A 17705-nucleotide genomic window follows, 5' to 3' on the forward strand; every position below is an offset into this window, starting at 1 on the left:
GTCCCATATTTGCAACGGCAGGCGCGCAGGCACGGGCATGTCATCGATGCGCTGAGGCCTTCGCGCGACCGCCCATGACGCGCCCCGCGTCAGCGCGCGCCGTCGACGCCGCGGCCGCGCTGCCGTGAAGCCGTCATCCACGCCGGGCATAATTCCGTGGCTTCCCCCGTCCGGATACCGCGTTTCCATGCGATTTTTGTCCGCAGGCCTGGCCTGCTCGTTGACCCTGCTCTGCGCCGCCTGCGCGTCCTCGCCGGCACCCGCCACCGGCCGTATCAACCCGATCGACGTGCCGCCCGCGGCCACCCGCGCCGAGGAGACCGCGCAGTGGTGGTACCGCAGCGGCGCCGCACGCGCGGCCGCGAATGGTGCGATGGGCGGCGAAGCGAAGAACGTCATCGTGTTCCTCGGCGACGGCATGAGCCTGACCACGGTCGCGGCGGCGCGCATCCTCGAAGGCCAGCGCCTGGGCGGCAGCGGCGAGGAACACCAGCTGAGCTGGGAGCGGTTCCCGCACACCGGCCTGAGCAAGACCTACAACACCGACTCGCAGACGCCCGATTCGGCCGGCACGATGACCGCGATCGCGGCCGGCGTGAAATCGCACATGGGCGCGATCGGCGTATCGGCGGGCATCCGCACCGATTGCGCCGACAGCCTGCAGCGGCACGTGCAGTCGTGGCTGCGGCTGGCGGACGACGCCGGCCTCGCCACCGGTGTGGTCACCACCGCGCGGTTGACCCACGCAACGCCCGCCGCGACCTACGCGCATGCGCCGGACCGGAACTGGGAGAACGACGCCGACCTGCCCGAGGCCGCCCGGGCCGCGGGCTGTCGCGACATCGCCCAGCAGATCCTCGATTTCCCCGCCGGCAAAGGGCCGCGGGTGCTGATGGGCGGCGGCCGCGGCGAATTCCTGCCGGTGACCGAGCGCGATCCCGAGCACGTCGACAAGGTCGGCCAGCGGCTCGACGGCCGCAACCTGCCGGCCGAATGGCTGGCCGCGAATCCGGGCGGCGCCTACGTCTGGAACACGGCCCAGCTGCGCGCGGCCGCGGATGCGGACGCCGTGCTCGGCCTGTTCGAGTACGACCACATGCAGTACGACCACGACCGCGACACCGGCGACGCCGGCGAGCCAGACCTCGCCGAGATGACCCGCTTCGCGATCGAGCGGCTGGCGCGTGAGGACACGGGCTACGTGCTGCTGATCGAAAGCGGCCGTATCGACCACGCCAACCACGAGGGCAACGCGTTCCGCGCGCTCGACGAGACCGTGGCGATGTCGCGCGCGGTGCAGGCCGCCGTCGAGGCGACCTCGACCGACGACACGTTGATTCTCGTCACCGCCGACCACTCGCACACGCTGAATTTCGTCGGCTACCCCACCCGCGGCAACCCGATCCTCGGCAAGGTGCGCGGCCGCGTCAGCGAGGACGACGACCCGAACGCCTACGCGCTCGACGCGACCGGCCTGCCGTACACGACGCTGTCGTATGCCAACGGGCCGGGCTACACCGGCGCCAGCAACCGCCAGCTGGCCGGCCCCAAAACCCATCTCCACCAGCCCAGCAGCTTCGAGCCCGCCGCCGGCCGCCCGGACCTGCGCGAGGTGGACACCGAGCACCCCGATTTCCTGCAGGAAGCGCTGGTGCCGATGAAAAGCGAATCGCATGGCGGCGACGACGTCGGCATCTGGGCCCGCGGCCCGGGCAGCGACGCGGTGCGCGGGACCGTCGAGCAGAACGTGATCTACCACCTGATCGTGCAGGCCACGCCGGCGCTGCGCGAACAGCTGTGCAAGAGCGGCCACTGCAACGCCGACGGCGTGCCGGTCGAGCTGCCGGTCCTGACGCCTGTGGTTCCGCCGGTGCGCGCTGCCGACTGAGGCCCGGCGACACACCGTCCTGCGCGCCCTGCAGGAGCGATCGCGCAAAGGGGCGTCCCCTCAAATACCCTTCGCGCCCAAGGGCGCTCCTACACGCCTCCGATCGAAGCGCCGCCCCCTTGTAGGCGCGCGCTTGCGCGCGAAGGGGCGTCACCGCCAATGCCCCATCGCGCCCAAGGGCGCTCCTACACGCTTCGCGATCGAAGCGCCGCCCCCTGTAGGCGCGCGCTCGCGCGCGATGGGGCATTACCGCCAATGCCCCACCGCGCCCAAGGGCGCGCCTACACAGGCACCCGCCGCCCCGCAGAAACTCGTCTCGCCCGAAGGTACGACGCGGCCTCCCACATCGACCCGCTAAGCTGGCTGCCTCCCCCATTCGACGCGGAGCGGCACACATGAATCGACTCGACGGCAAGGTCTGCGTGGTCACCGGCGCGGCCAGCGGCATCGGCAAGCGCATCGCCGAGGTCTACGCCCAGGCGGGCGGCAAGGTCGTCATCGCCGATCTCAAGCTCGATGCGGCCGAGGCGACCGCGACCGAAATCCGCAACGCCGGCGGCGATGCGCTGGCCGTGGCGATGGACGTCACCGACGAGGCCCAGGTCGTCGACGGCATCGCCCAGGCCGTCGCGCATTACGGCCAGGTCGACGTGCTGGTCTCGAACGCCGGCATCCAGATCGTCAACAAGGTTACCGACTTCAGCTACGCCGACTGGAAGAAGATGCTCGCCATCCATCTCGACGGCGCGTTCCTGACCACGCGCGAATGCCTGCGCGACATGGAAACGCGCAAGACCGGCGGCGCGATCATCTACATGGGCTCGGTGCATTCGCATCTCGCCTCCAAGCTCAAGGCGCCCTACGTCACCGCCAAGCACGGCCTGCTCGGTCTGGCCCGCACGGTTGCCAAGGAAGCCGGGGGCTACGGCGTGCGCGCCAACGTGATCTGCCCGGGCTTCGTGCGCACGCCGCTGGTCGACAAGCAGATTCCGGAGCAGGCGAAGGAACTGGGCATCAGCGAGGACGAGGTGATCCAGAACGTGATGCTCAAGGACACCGTGGATGGCGAGTTCACCACCGTCGACGATGTCGCCAGCGTCGCGCTGATGCTGGCCGCGTTCGAGACCAATGCGCTGACCGGCCAGAGCCTGGTGGTGAGCCACGGCTGGTTCATGCAGTGATGGCCGTCGACATCGATGCCGAGGTGTGCGCGCGCGTCGCGCGCTATCCCACCATCGCCCTGGTGCTGCAGGGCGGCGGCGCGCTCGGTGCCTACCAGTGCGGCGTTTACGAACGGCTGCACAGCGCCGGCGTCGCGCCGAACTGGTTTGCCGGCATCTCGATCGGTGCGATCAATGCGGCGATCCTCGCCGGCAACGCGCCCGAGGACCGGGTCGCGCAGCTGCAGGCGTTCTGGGACGCGATCGTCGAGCCCGCGGGGCCATTCGCGCTGCCGGCGCTCGCGGTGCGAAGCGCGGTCGCCGCGCTGCCCGAGGATCCGGCGCTGCTGTCCTGGGCCCGTGGCATGAGCGCGATGGGCGCATTGCTTCAGGGCCAGCGGGGATTCTTCGAAGCGCGCGCCATCTCGCCACTGCTGTTCGCCGATGGCAGCGATGCCGCCACCAGTTTCTACGACACCGCGCCGCTGCGCGAGACGCTGCTGCGCTTCGTCGATTTCGACCGCATCAACCGCGATCACGCGGTGCGCCTGACCGTCGGCGCGACCAGCGTCACGCGCGGCAACTTCCGCTATTTCGACAGCGCGCGCGAGCCGATCCGGGTCGAGCACATCCTCGCCTCCGGCGCGCTGCCACCGGCGTTTCCCGCGGTCGAGATCGACGGCGAACCGTACTGGGACGGCGGCATCGTCTCCAACACGCCGCTGGAATACATCCTCGACTGTCGCCCGCACGAGGACACGCTGGTGCTCCAGGTCGATCTGTGGAGCGCCCGGGGCCCGCGGCCGCGCACCGTGCTCGACGTCCTGGAACGCATGAAGGACATCCGCTTCTCCAGCCGCACCCGACACGGCACGCAGATGGTGGAGATGGCGCAGAAGCTGCGCACCTCGCTCAAGGAACTGATCGCCCACCTGCCCGACGGCCGGCTGCCGCCGCATCTCGACGCGACGCTGGCGCCGTATCTCGACGATCGCGTGTTCAACATCATCCACCTGATCTACCAGACCAAGGTGCACGAACAGCAGAACAAGGACTACGCCTTCGGGCGCATTTCCCTGCGCGAGCACTGGGACAGCGGCCTGCACGACATGGACCGCACGCTGCAGCACCCGGCGTGGTTCGATCTGCCCGATCGCGACATCGGCGTGGCCACGCACGACGTGCACCGCGCAGCGTCGGGCTGACGACGCGCGCGGGATCGGGCACCATCCCGCCGGGGATCAGCCGGGACGGCCGGGGCCGTGCGCCCGGAGCGGCGCGAGGATCGTCCGGCACGCCTCTTGCACACTGATCTGATCCGCGGGCGGCCGGTGCCCGGACGACACGGGGCACACGATGGTTCGACACGGGACACACTCTCCGGCATGGCGATGCCTGCTGGCGCTGGTACTGCTGTCGGCCTTCGGGCACGCCTGGGCGTCCCCTACCTTTCTGGTCGGCGGCACCGCGACCGAGGACGGCACGCCGATGCGTGCCTGCCCGCCCGGTGCGCTGGCCCAGCTGCAGGAGGTCGAGATTCCGGCGCCGCCCGAGGGATGGCCCGGCACGCCGCAGGCGGTGAACGTGTTCAACGTGTTCGCCGGCGAGGTGATGGTGGGCCTCGGCGACCGCGTGGTCTGCGGCCGCATGCACGATGCGCGCACGCGCGATTCGCGTTTCCGGGCCGGCGTGGGCCTGGTGGTCGTACCGCCGGCCGGGACCCGGGATCCGGTGCGCGTGGCCTGGCTGCCGCCGGTCAAGGCGCACTGGATCCCGACCATCCGCATCGGCGGCCCCAGCCCGGTGCAGCAGGAGGACACGCTGCGCCTGGTCGTGCGCACCGCGTGTCTGGCGATCGCGCTGGCGCTGGCGTTCTCGGCGCTGATGGGCTTCATCGGCGCGCGTGACCGCACCTTCCTCGCCCATGCGGCGATGTGTCTGACGCTGCTGTTCTGGCAGGCGACCTTGAACGGACTCAGCGGCTATCCGGTGCCTTGGCTGCCGGTGGGCGACCGCGAAGCCTGGTGGCAGGTGGCCTTTACCGCGTTCGGGTTTGCGGCGTTGCTTTACGGGCTCTGGAGCCAATCGGGCGTCGTCGGCCTGTGGCCGCGCCTGCGCCATGCGGCGCGCTGGAGCGTGCGCGGTTTCATCGCGGTGGGTGTGCTGGTCCCGCTGCTGCCGTACGGAGGCCTGCGCCCGACCTGGTGGCTGGTGGACCACGGCTTCCTGGTGCTGGCGCTGGGCCTGACCTGCGTGGCCGTGCTGTCGTTACGCCGCGGTGACCGCCGGGCATTCGCGGCGATCGTCGCCGCCGTACCGGTGCTCGCCCTGTTCGCACCGCCGTTGCTCGGCGGGCGCTTCGGCCTCGAGTACCGGGTGGAGATCATCCAGGCGGTGCTGACCTGGTTCCTCATCGTCATGGCCTACACGCTGACCAACCGCTACGGGCAACTGCGCGCCCAGCGCGATGCGATGCGCCAGCTGGCCGATACCGATGCGTTGACCGGGCTGCCCAACCGGCGCGCGGGCCTCGCCCGGCTCGACCGCTGCTTCGCCGATGCGCGGCGGGTGGGCACGCCGCTGTCCGTGGGGTTCGTCGATGTCGATCTGTTCAAACGCATCAACGACACGCACGGACACGAGGTCGGTGACCGGGTGCTGGTGGCGGTCGCCGACGCACTGGTCGCCGACACGCGGTCTCACGAGGACGTGGTACGGATGGGCGGCGAGGAATTCCTCGTGCTGCTGCCGGGGGTCGACGCGCGGCGTGCGCATGCGCGCCTGGAAGCGATGCGCCGCCGGATCGCCGACACCGCGCCGATGCTGGGCGTGGCCGATCTCCAGCTCACGGCGAGCATCGGCCTGGCCACATTGCGACCGGGCGACGACGAAGCGGTGGCCCTGCTGCGTCGGGCCGACGAGGCGATGTACCGGGCCAAGCACGCAGGCCGCGACCGGGTGATGGACGACCGCAGTGCGCCGGCCGCCGCCCAGGCCACGGTCGGCTGATCGGCGACCGGCGCGACGCGCTCAGAACGGCTTGGCGAGCACCAGCCACACCACGCCCACCAGCAGCAGCACCGGGATTTCGTTGAACCAGCGCAGCGCGCGCGTCGACGGCAGTGCCCGGCCGCGGTCCGCGCCCTTGAGCCAGCGGCCGGCCACGACGTAGTGCACCACCAGCAGCACGACCAGCCCGAGCTTGGCATGCAGCCAGCCCGCACCGCTGCCCATCGGCGCCATCGTCGGGAAGTCGGTGATCACCGTGTAGCCCATCCACAGCACCAGGCCCAGCACCAGCGCCAGGCCCAGCATCACGTGGCCGAAGCGGTACAGGCGCCGGCCCATCAGCACCAGGCGCGCGCGCACGTCGCCCGCCTCGCCCGCTTCGACCAGATTGATCAGGATGCGCGGCAGATAGAACGCCGCGGCGACCCACGCCATCACGAACACCAGGTGGAAGGTCTTGACCCACAGATAGCTTTGCATCGCGCCGGCTCCGTTTGCAGGCCCACAGGATCGCACGCCCGCGTTGCGCACTGCGCCGGCCCGGGCGCGACCGGATGCCGCACAGCCCGCTCCGCTGCGAGCGGCGACTAGAATGCGCGTCCCCGACGCCGCTGCGTGCCATCCGATGACCAAGCTGTACGACCGCGCCTATTTCGACCGCTGGTACCGCGCCGGCGACATCGGCGGGCCCGCGCGCCTGGCGCGCAAGGTCGCGCTCGCAGTGGCGACCGCGGAGTACCACCTCGAGCGTCCGCTGCGCACCGTGCTCGACATCGGTGCCGGCGAAGGTGCGTGGCGCGCACCGCTGCTCAAGCTGCGTCCGAAGGCGCAGTACCTCGGCTTCGATGCCAGCGAGTACGCCGTCTCGCGCTTCGGCCGCGCGCGCAACCTGCATCACGCGCGCTTCGCCGATTTCGAGATGCTGCGCCCCTGCCCGCCGGTCGATCTGCTGATCTGCAGCGACGTGCTGCATTACCTCGAGACCCGCGAGTTCGATCGCGGCCTGCCGGGTCTGGCCGAACTGACCGGCGGCGTCGCGTTCCTCGAATGCTTCACCCGGGAAGACGGCGCCGAAGGCGACGACGACGGCTTCAAGGCGCGTCCGGCCCGCTTCTACCGCACGCGTTTCGCCGACGCCGGCTTCCGCGCGCTGGGCTCGCATTGCTGGCTGTCGCCGCAGCTGGCCGACCACGCGACGGCGCTGGAAACCGCCTGAGCCGGCACTTTCGCGGGCCTGAATCCCGCCCACGCGCGGATCGGCCTGGCATCGGCGATGCGCTATGCTGCGCCGCAGCAACCCCACTGACCGGAATGCCGATGCTGTTCTACCAACTGCACGAGATGGGCCGCGCCTGGATGAAGCCGTGGACGCTGCTGGCCGACGCCAATTCGCGCGCGTTCGCCGCCGACGGCACGTGGCTGGCCCATCTGCCCGGCTCGGAACAGATCTCGGCCGCCAACGAGCTGCTGTACCGCATCGGCAAGGATTACGAGAAGCCGGCCTTCGGCATCCACGCCGTCGAGAACGACGACAACGAGCGCACCTACCCGGTCGTGCAGCTGGACGCGCTGGTCAAGCCGTTCTGCAAGCTGCTGCGCTTCAAGCGCTACACCGACGATCCGGCGCATCTCGAGGTGATCAAGGCCCAGCCGACGGTGCTGGTGGTCGCGCCGCTGTCGGGCCATCACTCGACGCTGCTGCGCGACACCGTGCGCACGCTGCTGCGCGACCACAAGGTCTACGTCACCGACTGGATCGACGCGCGCATGGTGCCGGCCGAAGCCGGTGCGTTCTCGCTCGACGACTACATCGCCTACATCGAGGACTTCATCCGCCACATCGGTGCCGAATCGCTGCACGTGGTCAGCGTCTGCCAGCCCACGGTGCCGGTGCTCGCCGCGGTGTCGCTGATGGCCGCGCGCGGCGAAGCCACGCCACGCTCGCTTGTGATGATGGGCGGTCCGATCGACACCCGGGAGTCGCCGACCGCGGTCAACAACCTGGCGACCGAAAAACCGCACGCCTGGTTCGAACAGAACGTGATCCACCCGGTGCCGATGAACTATCCCGGCCGCGGCCGTCTGGTCTATCCGGGCTTCCTGCAGCACGTGGGCTTCATGGCGATGAATCCCGAGCGCCATCTCGAATCGCACTGGGATTTCTACCAGAACCTGCTCAAGGGCGACGACGACGACGCGCAGTCGCACCGTCGCTTCTACGACGAATACAACGCCGTGCTCGACATGCCGGCGGATTATTACCTCGACACGATCCGCGTCGTCTTCCAGCAGCATCTGCTGCCGCGCGGGAAGTGGGTCGTGGCCGGCGAGCACGTCGACCCGTCGAAGATCACCGGCACCGCGCTGCTGACGATCGAGGGCGAGCTCGACGACATTTCCGGCGAAGGCCAGACCCGCGCCGCGCATACGCTGTGCACGGGCGTCGCCGAAGCCCAGCGCGCGCACATCACCGTCGAGGGTGCCGGCCATTACGGCATCTTCAGCGGTCGCCGCTGGCGCAACCTGGTCTATCCGCAGGTGCGCGACTTCATCGCCGCGCACGCGGCCCCGCAGGCTGGTGCAGCCGGCCGTGCGGGCGCCACGCGGGCCGCGAAGACGTCGCGGACGGCCAAGGCCAAGCGCGCGCCGGCCGCCGCGCCGAAGAACGCCGCGCCGCGCAAGCGCAAGTCCGCGACGCGGGGCTGACCGCCGGCGCCGCGTGGTCGCCATGCCGGCGGCCGCGCGACCCGCGTCCACCCCATGAAAAAACCCTCCCCCGGGCGACCGGAGGAGGGTTTTTCGTATCGCCGTCGTCAGGCGCGCGGGATCAGGCGCGCGTGGCGGGCCGTGCAGTCTGCGCGCGACCGGCACCCGGACGATGCTGCTTCGGGCCGGCATGCGCATGCGCGCTGCGGTCGGCCGGCTTGCCGTGGCCACGGTGACCCGCGGCCTTGCGCGGTGCACGCTCGCCGCCGGGCTTCTGATCACCCATGCGTGCGCCCGGACGACCGGCCGACGGCTGGCGACGCTGGCCACCGCCGTTCTTAGGGATCGGCGTGTCCAGACGGACCGGCTGGCTCGGCGCGAAGCCTTCGACCACGTCCATCGAGATCTCGGCATTGAGCATGCGCTGGATCTGGCGCAGCAGGCCGCCCTCTTCCGGCGACACCAGCGACAGCGCCTCACCCGTCGCGCCATTGCGACCGGTGCGGCCGATGCGGTGCACGTAGTCCTCGGCCACCATCGGCAGATCGTGGTTGATCACCAGCGGCAGGTTCGGAATGTCGAGACCGCGCGCGGCGACATCGGTGGCCACCAGGATGCGCGCACGGCCGGACTTGAACGCGTCCAGTGCCTTCTGGCGCTGGGCCTGGCTCTTGTTGCCGTGGATCGCGACCGACGGCAGGCCCGACTCGGCCAGCTGCTCGGCGAGGCGGTTGCAGCCGTGCTTGGTCTTGCCGAACACCAGTACCTGGTCGGTGTGGCGCTTGGACAGCAGTTCCACCAGCAGGTCGCGCTTGCGGTTGTTGTCGACCGGGTGCGCGCGGTGCGCGATGGTCTCGGCGATCGTGCTGTTCGCAGCCACCTGGACCTGCTTGGGATCGCGCATGAACTCGAGCGCCATCGCCTTGATGCGCGGCTCGAACGTGGCCGAGAACAGCAGCGTCTGCCGCGCCTTCGGCACGCGGTTCATGATGCGCTTCATCTGCGGCAGGAAGCCCATGTCCAGCATGCGGTCGGCTTCGTCGAGCACCAGGATCTCGACCGCGTCGAGCTTGGCGTGGCCGCTGTCCATGTGGTCGAGCAGACGGCCCGGGCAGGCGATCAGCACGTCGACGCCGCGGCGCAGGTTGTCGATCTGCGGCTGCATGCCGGCGCCACCGAAGATGGTGGTGACGTTCATGCGCAGGTGACGGCCGTAGGTCTTGAGGTTCTCGGCGACCTGCACCGCGAGCTCGCGGGTCGGCACCAGGATCAGCGCGCGCGGCTTGCGCGGGCCCTTGGGCGGGGTTTCCTTGGCCAGGCGCTGCAGCAGCGGCAGGCCGAACGCGGCGGTCTTGCCGGTACCGGTCTGGGCGCCGCCCAGGACGTCGTGGCCGCCGAGGATCAGCGGAATCGCCTGTTCCTGGATCGGGGTGGGGGTGGTGTAGCTGGTTTCGGCAAGCGCGCGCAGCAACGCGGGCGACAGCCCGAGGGTTTCGAACGTGGTCATGTGGAGCTCCTGTAAGCCAGCACACGCTGCGGCGGTCCGCAATTCGCGGACGACAGCCGACAGGCCGTGCAATGGCGATGGACCCGGAGCTATCCCTGAACCGCGCTGCGAGTACCGATGTGACGGCGACGGGAAACGACCCGTGCCGTGTCTGCGCGACGAAAGACGTGCGGGGGTAAGCACCGTGGCGACGCGAGGCGTCGGCGGCATACCAGGATCGTGACCTCGGTCGGTAAGGACCTTCGGTGGGCGACCGCGTGCAGAACCCGCCCAGTCTACGCGAATGTGGCCCCGCGTGCTGCGGTGCCGCACCCGGCCGCTGCATGGCCGCTCAGTTTGGCGACGCAGCGTCTCCACGCAGGCGCTGTGCGGCCCCGGCCGGCTGTGGCACGCTCGCGCCATCGTTCGAAGGGAATTCCTGCATGGCTTCCGGTTCCGGCGCACACGGCGCCGCCATCACTGTCGCCCGCTGGGCACTCGCCAGCCTGTTCGTCGTGCTCGGCGGCTGGCGTATCTGGGGCGCGCTCAACGGGGCGCCGCTGTCCAATGTCGCGCTGCTGATCAGCGTCTGCGAACTGCTGCTCGGCGTGCTGATCCTCGCGGGCTGGCAGCTGCGCTGGACCGCGCTGGCCGCGGTGGCCCTGCTGGTGGTCGACGCCGTGCTGTCGCATCCGTTCTGGGCCGTGCGCGTGGGCGCGCGCGACGTCCAGTTGCTGCACTTCATGAAGAACATCGCCATTGCAGGCGGGTTCCTGCTGCTGTCGGCGATCGCGCCCAGGAGATGAGCCCATGGCCGATGCCGCGCACGAGACCACCAGCCAGCTGATCCAGGTCGTCGCGCTGCTCGGCGCGGCCGTGGTCGCGGTGCCGCTGTTCCGGCGCCTGAAGCTGGGTTCGGTGCTCGGCTATCTGGCCGCGGGTTTGGCGATCGGACCGTTCGGCTTCGGCTGGTTCTCGGATCCGCAATCGATCCTCCACGTCGCCGAACTCGGCGTGGTGATGTTCCTGTTCGTCATCGGCCTCGAAATGCGGCCCTCGCACCTGTGGAGCCTGCGCCGGCAGATCTTCGGCCTCGGTGCGCTGCAGATCATCTTGAGCATCACCGCGCTCACCCTGCTCGGCAAGGCATTCGGTTTTCCATGGCCGATCGCATTCGTCGGCGCCGCCGGCTTCGTGATGACCTCGACCGCGGTGGTGATGCAGCTGCTGTCGGAGCGTGGCGAGACCGCCCTGCCCCACGGCCAGAAGATCGTCTCGGTGCTGCTGTTCGAGGATCTGCTGATCGTGCCGCTGCTGGCGCTGCTCGCCTTCCTCGCGCCCACGCCCGAGGCCGCGGTCGACGCGCCCTCGCGCTGGACGTCGATCGCCATCGGGATCGGGTCGCTGGCCGCGTTGATCGTCGCCGGCATCTATCTGCTCAATCCGATGTTCCGCGTGCTGGCCGCGGCCAAGGCGCGCGAGGTGATGACCGCGGCCGCGCTGCTGGTGGTGCTGGGCGCGGCGCTGCTGATGCAGCTCGGCGGCCTGTCGATGGCGATGGGCGCGTTCCTCGCCGGCGTGCTGCTGTCGGAGTCCTCGTTCCGGCACCAGATCGAAGCCGACATCGAACCCTTCCGCGGCATCCTGCTGGGCCTGTTCTTCCTCGGTGTCGGCATGGCGCTGAACCTGACGGTGGTCGCGGCGAACTGGCCGCTGATCGTCGGCGGCGTACTCGCGGCGATGGGGACCAAGGCACTGTGCATCTATCTGGTCGCGCGCATCACCCGCAGCTCGCATCCCGAAGCGCTGGAGCGTGCGGTGCTGATGGCGCAGGGCGGCGAGTTCGCGTTCGTGCTGTTTTCCACCGCGGCCGCGACCGGCCTGATCGACGCCGAGGTCAATGCGAACCTGACCGCGATCGTCGTGCTGTCGATGGCGCTGACGCCACTGGTCGTGCTGATGAGCCAGCGCTTCATCGTCAAGGCGAAGGCCGCGCGGCCCGACGACGTGGAAGAGGTGGCGGGACAGAGCGGCAGCGTGCTGATCATCGGCTTCGGCCGCTTCGGCCAGGTCATGAGCCAGTCGCTGCTGGCGCGCGACGTCGACGTCACGATCATCGACACCGACATCGAGATGATCCAGAGCGCGGCCGAGTTCGGCTTCAAGGTCTACTACGGCGACGGCACCCGGCTCGACGTCCTGCACGCCTCCGGCGCCCGCACCGCGCGCGCGATCGCGATCTGCATCGACGACCACGCGGCCGCCGACCGCATCGTCGAACTCGCCCGTCACGAGTTCACGCAGGCCAAGCTGCTGGTCCGCTCGTTCGATCGCGAGCATTCGCTGCGGCTGGTCAACGCCGGCGTGGATTTCCAGATCCGCGAGACCTTCGAGTCCGCGGTGCAGTTCGGCGCCGCCGTCCTGCGCGAACTCGACGTGCCCGAAGAGGACGCCGACGCGATCGCGGCCCAGGTCCGTCGTCTCGACGCCGAGCGCTTCGAGCTGGAAACCGCGAGCAACGATACCCGCGCCGGAATTCCGCTGATCATCAAGAACACGAATGCCCCGGGCCCCAAGCCGACCCCGCTGACGCGCCCGAAGCGCGAGAGCAGGCGGCTCAACGCCGAGGGCCCGCCTGCGGCGCCTGCCGCGGCGGAACCCGGCCGAAACGACGCCCTCTGAGCCCGTCGACGTCAGGCCGGACGGGCCGCCTCGGCTGTGCCGAATCTGGCCGTTTCGGCCATGACCTTCGACACCCTCAGCGCCCGTACGGCGGGCGTAGAGTGCGCGCAACCGGACGGGTGCGTCCGGCGTTCTTTCCTTCCTGGAGTTCCCGCCGTGACCGCTTCTCCCCAACGCCTGTTCCTGACCTGCGCGATCGTGCTCGCGCTGTCCGCCTGTGGCCAGGATTCCGACGCGCCTGCCGCGTCCACCGCCGCCACGCCGCCGCCGGCCGATGCGCCCGCGCTGACGCTCGACGAAAGCACGCTGCCGCCCTACAACCGCTTCCTCGCCAGCGATCTCGACACCAGCAAGAACGCGTGCGTCGACTTCGGTGGCTACGTCAACGGCCAGTGGCTGGCCGCCAATGCGATCCCCGGCGACCGCACCTCGTGGGGCGCGTTCGAAATGCTCGACGAACGCTCGACCGCCGTGCAGCACCAGCTCGCGCAGCAGGCCGCGGCCGATGCGAACGCGCAGGGCGTCGAGAAGCTGGTCGGTGATTTCTGGGCCACCGGCATGGACGAAGCCAAGATCAACGCCCAGGGCATCGCGCCGCTGCAGGCCGACCTCGCCGCGATCGACGCCTTGACCGACACCGCGTCGGTCGTGAACTGGCTGCGTGCGACCGCCGCCAAGGGCCAGGGCTTCCTCTGGGGCATCGGCGCGATGCCGGACTTCAAGGATTCCTCGGTCAACATCGCCGCGACCGGCCAGGGCGGCCTCGGCCTGCCCGACACCACCTACTACACCGCCGCCGACAAGGCCGGCATCCGCGAGGCCTACGTCGCCCACATCGCCAAGGTGCTGGAGCTGTCGGGCACCCCGGCCGCCGACGCGCAGGCCCAGGCCGCGAACGTGCTGGCGTTCGAGACCCGCATCGCCAAGGCCTCGAAGTCGCGCGAGGAGTTCTCGCGCAACGTCGAGCTGTACTACAACCCGATCAGCGTGGCCGATGCCGACAAGCTCACGCCCAACTTCCCGTGGACCGCGTTCTTCGAATCGCAGGGCGTCGCGGTGCCGGCGACGTTCTCGCTGTCGGTGCCGTCGTTCCACCAGGAAGTCGACAGGATGCTGGTCGACGTGCCGGTCGAGCAGTGGAAGAGCTACCTGCGTTTCCACGTCGTCGACGGCGCGTCGCCGTACCTGTCGGACGCGTTCGCGCAGCAGAACTACGACTTCTACAACAAGACGCTCAGCGGCCAGCAGGAGATCGAGCCGCGCTGGAAGCGCGTGCTCGGCACCGTCGACAACCAGGTCGGCGAGGCGATGGGCCAGCTGTACGTGCAGGTCGCGTTCCCGGCCGAATCGAAGGCGAAGATGGAAGCGCTGATCAAGAACCTCAGCGACGCCCTGAAGATCCGCATCGAGAATCTCGAGTGGATGAGCGCCGAGACCAAGCAGAAGGCGCTCGAGAAGTGGAACACCTTCGAGCCTCGCGTCGGCTACCCCGACAAATGGCGTGACTGGGCCGGGCTGAGCACCGGCCGCGACAGCTACATCGGCAACGTCATGGCCGCGACCGAGTTCAACTACAAGTGGGACCTCGGCAAGATCGGCAAGCCGGTCGACAAGAGCGAATGGGGCATGCGCCCGCAGACGGTCAACGCGTCCTACAACCCGCTGGCCAACCAGCTGACGTTCCCGGCCGCGATCCTGCAGCCGCCGTTCTTCGATCCCGACGCCACCGACGAGATGAACTACGGCGGCATCGGCGCGGTGATCGGCCACGAGATGACCCACGGCTACGACGACCAGGGTGCGCGATTCGGGCCGACCGGCAACATGGAAAACTGGTGGACCGAAGCCGACATGACCGGCTTCAAGTCGCGCACCGGCAAGCTGGTGCAGCAGTTCAACGACTACACGCTGCCCGACGGCCGCGCGCTCAACGGCAACCACACGCTGGGCGAGAACATCGCCGATCTCGGTGGCCTGGCGACCGCCTACGATGCGATGCGCAAGGCCGCCGGCGACACGCCCGACCCGATGACCGACGGCCTCACCCGCGACCAGCGCTTCTTCCTGAGCTGGGCCACGGTGTGGCGCCGCAACTTCACCCCCGAGGAGCTGACCAAGCGCCTGGCGACCGACGAGCACGCACTGTCGTCATTCCGCGCGATCGCCGCGCCATCGAACCTGCCGGCGTTCGCGGCCGCGTTCGAATGCAAGGCCGGCGATCCGATGGTCCGCGGCGGCGAGCAGCAGGTCGTGATCTGGTAAGCGCGCCACGCGGTTGAACAGGAGAAAAGCCCGGCAGTGATGCCGGGCTTTTTGTCTGCCGCATAGGCCGTAGCCGTCGTGCCTTTCGCAGGCGACAGCGGACGCCCAGCTGTCGATCGCGACCCTGCGGCACGTCATCTGTAGGCGCGCGCCTACACATCCGGGCACTGCGGTCGACACACGTGGGCGGACGGGGTGGCCCTGCGCCGCGCGCAGGACGGCGCCCGCCGTCGCGCCGCCACGACCTGCCAGACTGACTCGCGCACGTGAACAGGTCTTCGCCGTATCCGCGGAGAAGGCCGCCCCGTCCACACTCCCGCTTCGCGTCGCGGTCGCTCCAGACGGCGTGACACCGCACCGTTGCGGCGGCTACGGCTTGCTAGACTTGCGCGATTCACGCCACGGACTCCGCAATGCCGATCCAGCACTCCTTCGCCCGCCCTGCCCTGCTCGCCGCATCGATCGCCCTGCTGGTCGGCCTGAGCGCCGATGCCGACGCCCAGCGCCGCGCCGCCGCTCCCCGCGCTCCGGCGCTCACGGCGTGCACCGATCTCTACACCTTCGTCAACAAGGATTGGCTGGCCGAGAATGTCGTCGTCGCCGGCCAGGGCACGCGCTCGGCCTTCGGCGAGCTTCAGGCCACCGCATTGCAGCAGCAGCACGCGTTGCTCAACGCCGCGATGCAGTCGCCGCAGAACGACGTGCAGCGTCTGCTCGGCGATTTCTGGGCCAGTGGCCTGGACGAGGCCGCGGTCGAAGCCGACGGCGCCAAGCCGATCGCGCCGCTGATCGCGCGCATCGACGGCATCCGCCGCACGCGCGACATCGCCCCGGCGATCGCCGCGCTGCATCAGGTCGGCATCCCGGTGCTGTTCAACTTCGGCGCAGAAGCCGATCTGGCCAACCTCAACCGGCACCTCGGCTATTTCGTCCAGGGCGGCCTGGGCCTGCCGGATCCCGCGTACTACAGCCGTGGTGACGCCGAGACCCAGCAGATCGTCTCGCAGTACACCCAGTACGTGCGCAACATTCTGGCGCTGACCGGCACGGCCGAGGATCGCCTCGACGCCGAAACCGAACTGGTGCTCGATCTCGAGCGCCGCATCGCCGCCGCGTCCCGCCCGCTGGCCGAGATCCGCGATCCGCGCACCCAGTACGCGGTCGTCAACACCGCCGATCTCGGCAAGCAGTACCGCCGCCTGCAGCTGGGTGAGTTCCTCACCGCGCAGGGCGTGCAGTCCGAGCAGGTCTCGCTGGCCAACCCGGCGCTGTTCGCGCAGCTCGACACGCTGGTCAACGCGCTCAAGCCCGAGCAGTGGAAGGCCTACCTGCGCTTCCACATCGGCGACGCGATGGCGCCGTTCCTGTCGAAGAGCTTCCGCGACGCCGAGTTCGATTTCCACGGCCGCGTGCTGCGCGGCGAGAGCGCCCAGCCCGCGCGCCAGCAGCTGGTACTGGGCGCGATCAACCGCGCCGCCGGCCCGATGCTCGCCCGCGAGTACGTCGCCCGTCACCTGCCGGACGCGACGCGTGCGCGCGCCGACACGGTCTCCGGCCAGGTCCGCGAAGCGCTCGTGCGCAGCGTCGAACGCAGCGCCTGGATGAGCGACGCCGCCAAGACCGAGGCTGCCGCCAAGCTCGCGAACCTGCGGATCGAGATCGGCGCGCCGGTCGAGGACATCGACTACACCGTGCAGCCGATGGGCCGTGGCAGCTTCGGCGGCAACATGCTGATCGCCTCGACCTGGCGGCACGCCCAGGAGATGCGCCGCATCGGCCAGCCGAACGTCGCCCGGCGCTGGGACCTGCTGCCGCAGACGCCGGCGCTGGCCTACGATCCCGCGCAGAACCGCCTGATCGTCACGGCCGCCGTGCTGCAGGCGCCGGTACTGGACATGACCACCGACGGCGCCGGCCACTACGGCACCTTCGGCGCACTGGTCGGCCACGAGCTCAGCCGCGCCGTCGACGTCAAGGGCAAGTTCGTCGACAGCAAGGAGACCGTGCGCACCTGGTGGACGCCGGCCGACGATGCCGCGTGGCTGCAGGCGACCGATCGCCTGGTCACCCAGTACAACGCCTATCCGTATCCGGGCCTGACCGCGGTCAACGTCAACGGCGCCCTGACCCGCGACGAAAACGCCGCGGATCTGGCTGGCGTGGAACTGGCCTGGGACGCGCTGCTGCGCGCGAACCCGGAACTGGCGAAGGACGGCCGCGAAGCGTTCTTCCGCGGCTGGGCACAGATGTGGCGCCAGCAGTCGGCCGTGGACACCGCCACCCGCGCGGCCGCCACCGCGGCGCAGGCGCCGGGCCAGTGGCGCGCCAACGGCCCGGTGCAGAACCTGCCGGCCTACAGCGAGACCTTCGCCTGCAAGGCGGCCGACGCGATGGTGCGCAAGGCCGAAGACCAGGTGTCGATCTGGCGGTGAGCGACCGTGGGCCGGGTGATGCGTGATCGGTGATTCGAACGCGCATCGTCCGGCGAACCGAGCCAGCATCCGCTGTCACG

11 protein-coding genes and 1 pseudogene are annotated in these 17705 nt (G+C 69.8%); 10 read left to right on the forward strand and 2 right to left on the reverse strand.

Features of this window, described 5'->3' with window-relative positions:
* Window positions 1–187: 187 nt before the first annotated feature.
* From ACF3M1_RS11700 to ACF3M1_RS11715, 4 genes are all read left to right on the forward strand, one after another.
* Complete coding sequence (locus ACF3M1_RS11700) at window positions 188–1888, forward strand: alkaline phosphatase (RefSeq protein WP_394000838.1); 1701 nt, start codon at window positions 188–190, stop codon at window positions 1886–1888.
* Between the two features lie 395 nt (window positions 1889–2283).
* Window positions 2284–3069: a 3-hydroxybutyrate dehydrogenase gene (locus tag ACF3M1_RS11705; RefSeq protein WP_394000839.1), complete on the forward strand. Its 786-nt coding sequence runs from the start codon at window positions 2284–2286 to the stop codon at window positions 3067–3069.
* Window positions 3069–4253: a patatin-like phospholipase family protein gene (locus ACF3M1_RS11710; protein ID WP_394000841.1), complete on the forward strand. Its 1185-nt coding sequence runs from the start codon at window positions 3069–3071 to the stop codon at window positions 4251–4253. Before ACF3M1_RS11705 ends, ACF3M1_RS11710 begins: the two co-directional genes overlap by 1 nt.
* 151 nt (window positions 4254–4404) lie before the next feature.
* A complete protein-coding gene (locus ACF3M1_RS11715) occupies window positions 4405–6057 on the forward strand; it encodes a GGDEF domain-containing protein (protein ID WP_394000843.1) in 1653 nt (550 codons plus the stop codon).
* A 21-nt stretch (window positions 6058–6078) separates the two neighbouring features.
* Here ACF3M1_RS11715 and ACF3M1_RS11720 read toward each other — a convergent pair whose 3' ends face one another.
* Window positions 6079–6537 (reverse strand): CopD family protein, encoded by a 459-nt coding sequence (locus ACF3M1_RS11720; protein WP_394000845.1) that lies wholly within the window; start codon window positions 6535–6537, stop codon window positions 6079–6081.
* Window positions 6538–6682: 145 nt separating this feature from the next.
* Here ACF3M1_RS11720 and ACF3M1_RS11725 point away from each other — a divergent pair, with 145 nt between their 5' ends.
* Together ACF3M1_RS11725 and ACF3M1_RS11730 are read left to right on the forward strand one after the other, a co-directional pair.
* Entirely contained in the window at window positions 6683–7273 is a 591-nt protein-coding gene (locus ACF3M1_RS11725) for a class I SAM-dependent DNA methyltransferase (protein ID WP_394005255.1), read from the forward strand.
* Window positions 7274–7368: 95 nt separating this feature from the next.
* Window positions 7369–8688: pseudogene (locus tag ACF3M1_RS11730) on the forward strand (polyhydroxyalkanoate depolymerase); the annotation flags it as partial.
* 196 nt (window positions 8689–8884) lie between these two features.
* On the opposite strand, the gene ACF3M1_RS11735 reads toward ACF3M1_RS11730, so the two are convergent.
* Window positions 8885–10270, reverse strand: coding sequence for a DEAD/DEAH box helicase (locus tag ACF3M1_RS11735; protein ID WP_394000847.1), 1386 nt, complete (start codon window positions 10268–10270; stop codon window positions 8885–8887).
* 422 nt (window positions 10271–10692) lie between these two features.
* On the opposite strand from ACF3M1_RS11735, the gene ACF3M1_RS11740 reads away from it, so the two are divergent.
* From ACF3M1_RS11740 to ACF3M1_RS11755, 4 genes are all read left to right on the forward strand, one after another.
* Window positions 10693–11055, forward strand: a complete 363-nt coding sequence (locus ACF3M1_RS11740) for a hypothetical protein (RefSeq protein ID WP_394000849.1) — start codon at window positions 10693–10695, stop codon at window positions 11053–11055.
* A gap of 4 nt (window positions 11056–11059) precedes the next feature.
* On the forward strand, window positions 11060–12931 hold the full coding sequence (locus tag ACF3M1_RS11745) for a monovalent cation:proton antiporter-2 (CPA2) family protein (RefSeq protein ID WP_394000851.1): 1872 nt from the start codon (window positions 11060–11062) through the stop codon (window positions 12929–12931).
* Window positions 12932–13087: 156 nt separating this feature from the next.
* Window positions 13088–15193 (forward strand): M13 family metallopeptidase, encoded by a 2106-nt coding sequence (locus tag ACF3M1_RS11750; protein ID WP_394000853.1) that lies wholly within the window; start codon window positions 13088–13090, stop codon window positions 15191–15193.
* 413 nt (window positions 15194–15606) lie between these two features.
* A complete protein-coding gene (locus ACF3M1_RS11755) occupies window positions 15607–17625 on the forward strand; it encodes a M13 family metallopeptidase (RefSeq protein ID WP_394000855.1) in 2019 nt (672 codons plus the stop codon).
* The last annotated feature ends 80 nt before the right edge of the window (window positions 17626–17705 follow it).

This window comes from Luteimonas sp. WGS1318 (assembly GCF_043187535.1).
Taxonomy (GTDB): domain Bacteria; phylum Pseudomonadota; class Gammaproteobacteria; order Xanthomonadales; family Xanthomonadaceae; genus Luteimonas.

Coding starts and splice junctions, on each gene's coding strand:
- ACF3M1_RS11700 (WP_394000838.1), top strand. CDS start 188: ATGCGATTTTTGTCCGCAGGCCTGGCCTGCTCGTTGACCCTGCTCTGC.
- ACF3M1_RS11705 (WP_394000839.1), top strand. CDS start 2,284: ATGAATCGACTCGACGGCAAGGTCTGCGTGGTCACCGGCGCGGCCAGC.
- ACF3M1_RS11710 (WP_394000841.1), top strand. CDS start 3,069: ATGGCCGTCGACATCGATGCCGAGGTGTGCGCGCGCGTCGCGCGCTAT.
- ACF3M1_RS11715 (WP_394000843.1), top strand. CDS start 4,405: ATGGTTCGACACGGGACACACTCTCCGGCATGGCGATGCCTGCTGGCG.
- ACF3M1_RS11720 (WP_394000845.1), bottom strand. CDS start 6,537: ATGCAAAGCTATCTGTGGGTCAAGACCTTCCACCTGGTGTTCGTGATG.
- ACF3M1_RS11725 (WP_394005255.1), top strand. CDS start 6,683: ATGACCAAGCTGTACGACCGCGCCTATTTCGACCGCTGGTACCGCGCC.
- ACF3M1_RS11735 (WP_394000847.1), bottom strand. CDS start 10,270: ATGACCACGTTCGAAACCCTCGGGCTGTCGCCCGCGTTGCTGCGCGCG.
- ACF3M1_RS11740 (WP_394000849.1), top strand. CDS start 10,693: ATGGCTTCCGGTTCCGGCGCACACGGCGCCGCCATCACTGTCGCCCGC.
- ACF3M1_RS11745 (WP_394000851.1), top strand. CDS start 11,060: ATGGCCGATGCCGCGCACGAGACCACCAGCCAGCTGATCCAGGTCGTC.
- ACF3M1_RS11755 (WP_394000855.1), top strand. CDS start 15,607: ATGCCGATCCAGCACTCCTTCGCCCGCCCTGCCCTGCTCGCCGCATCG.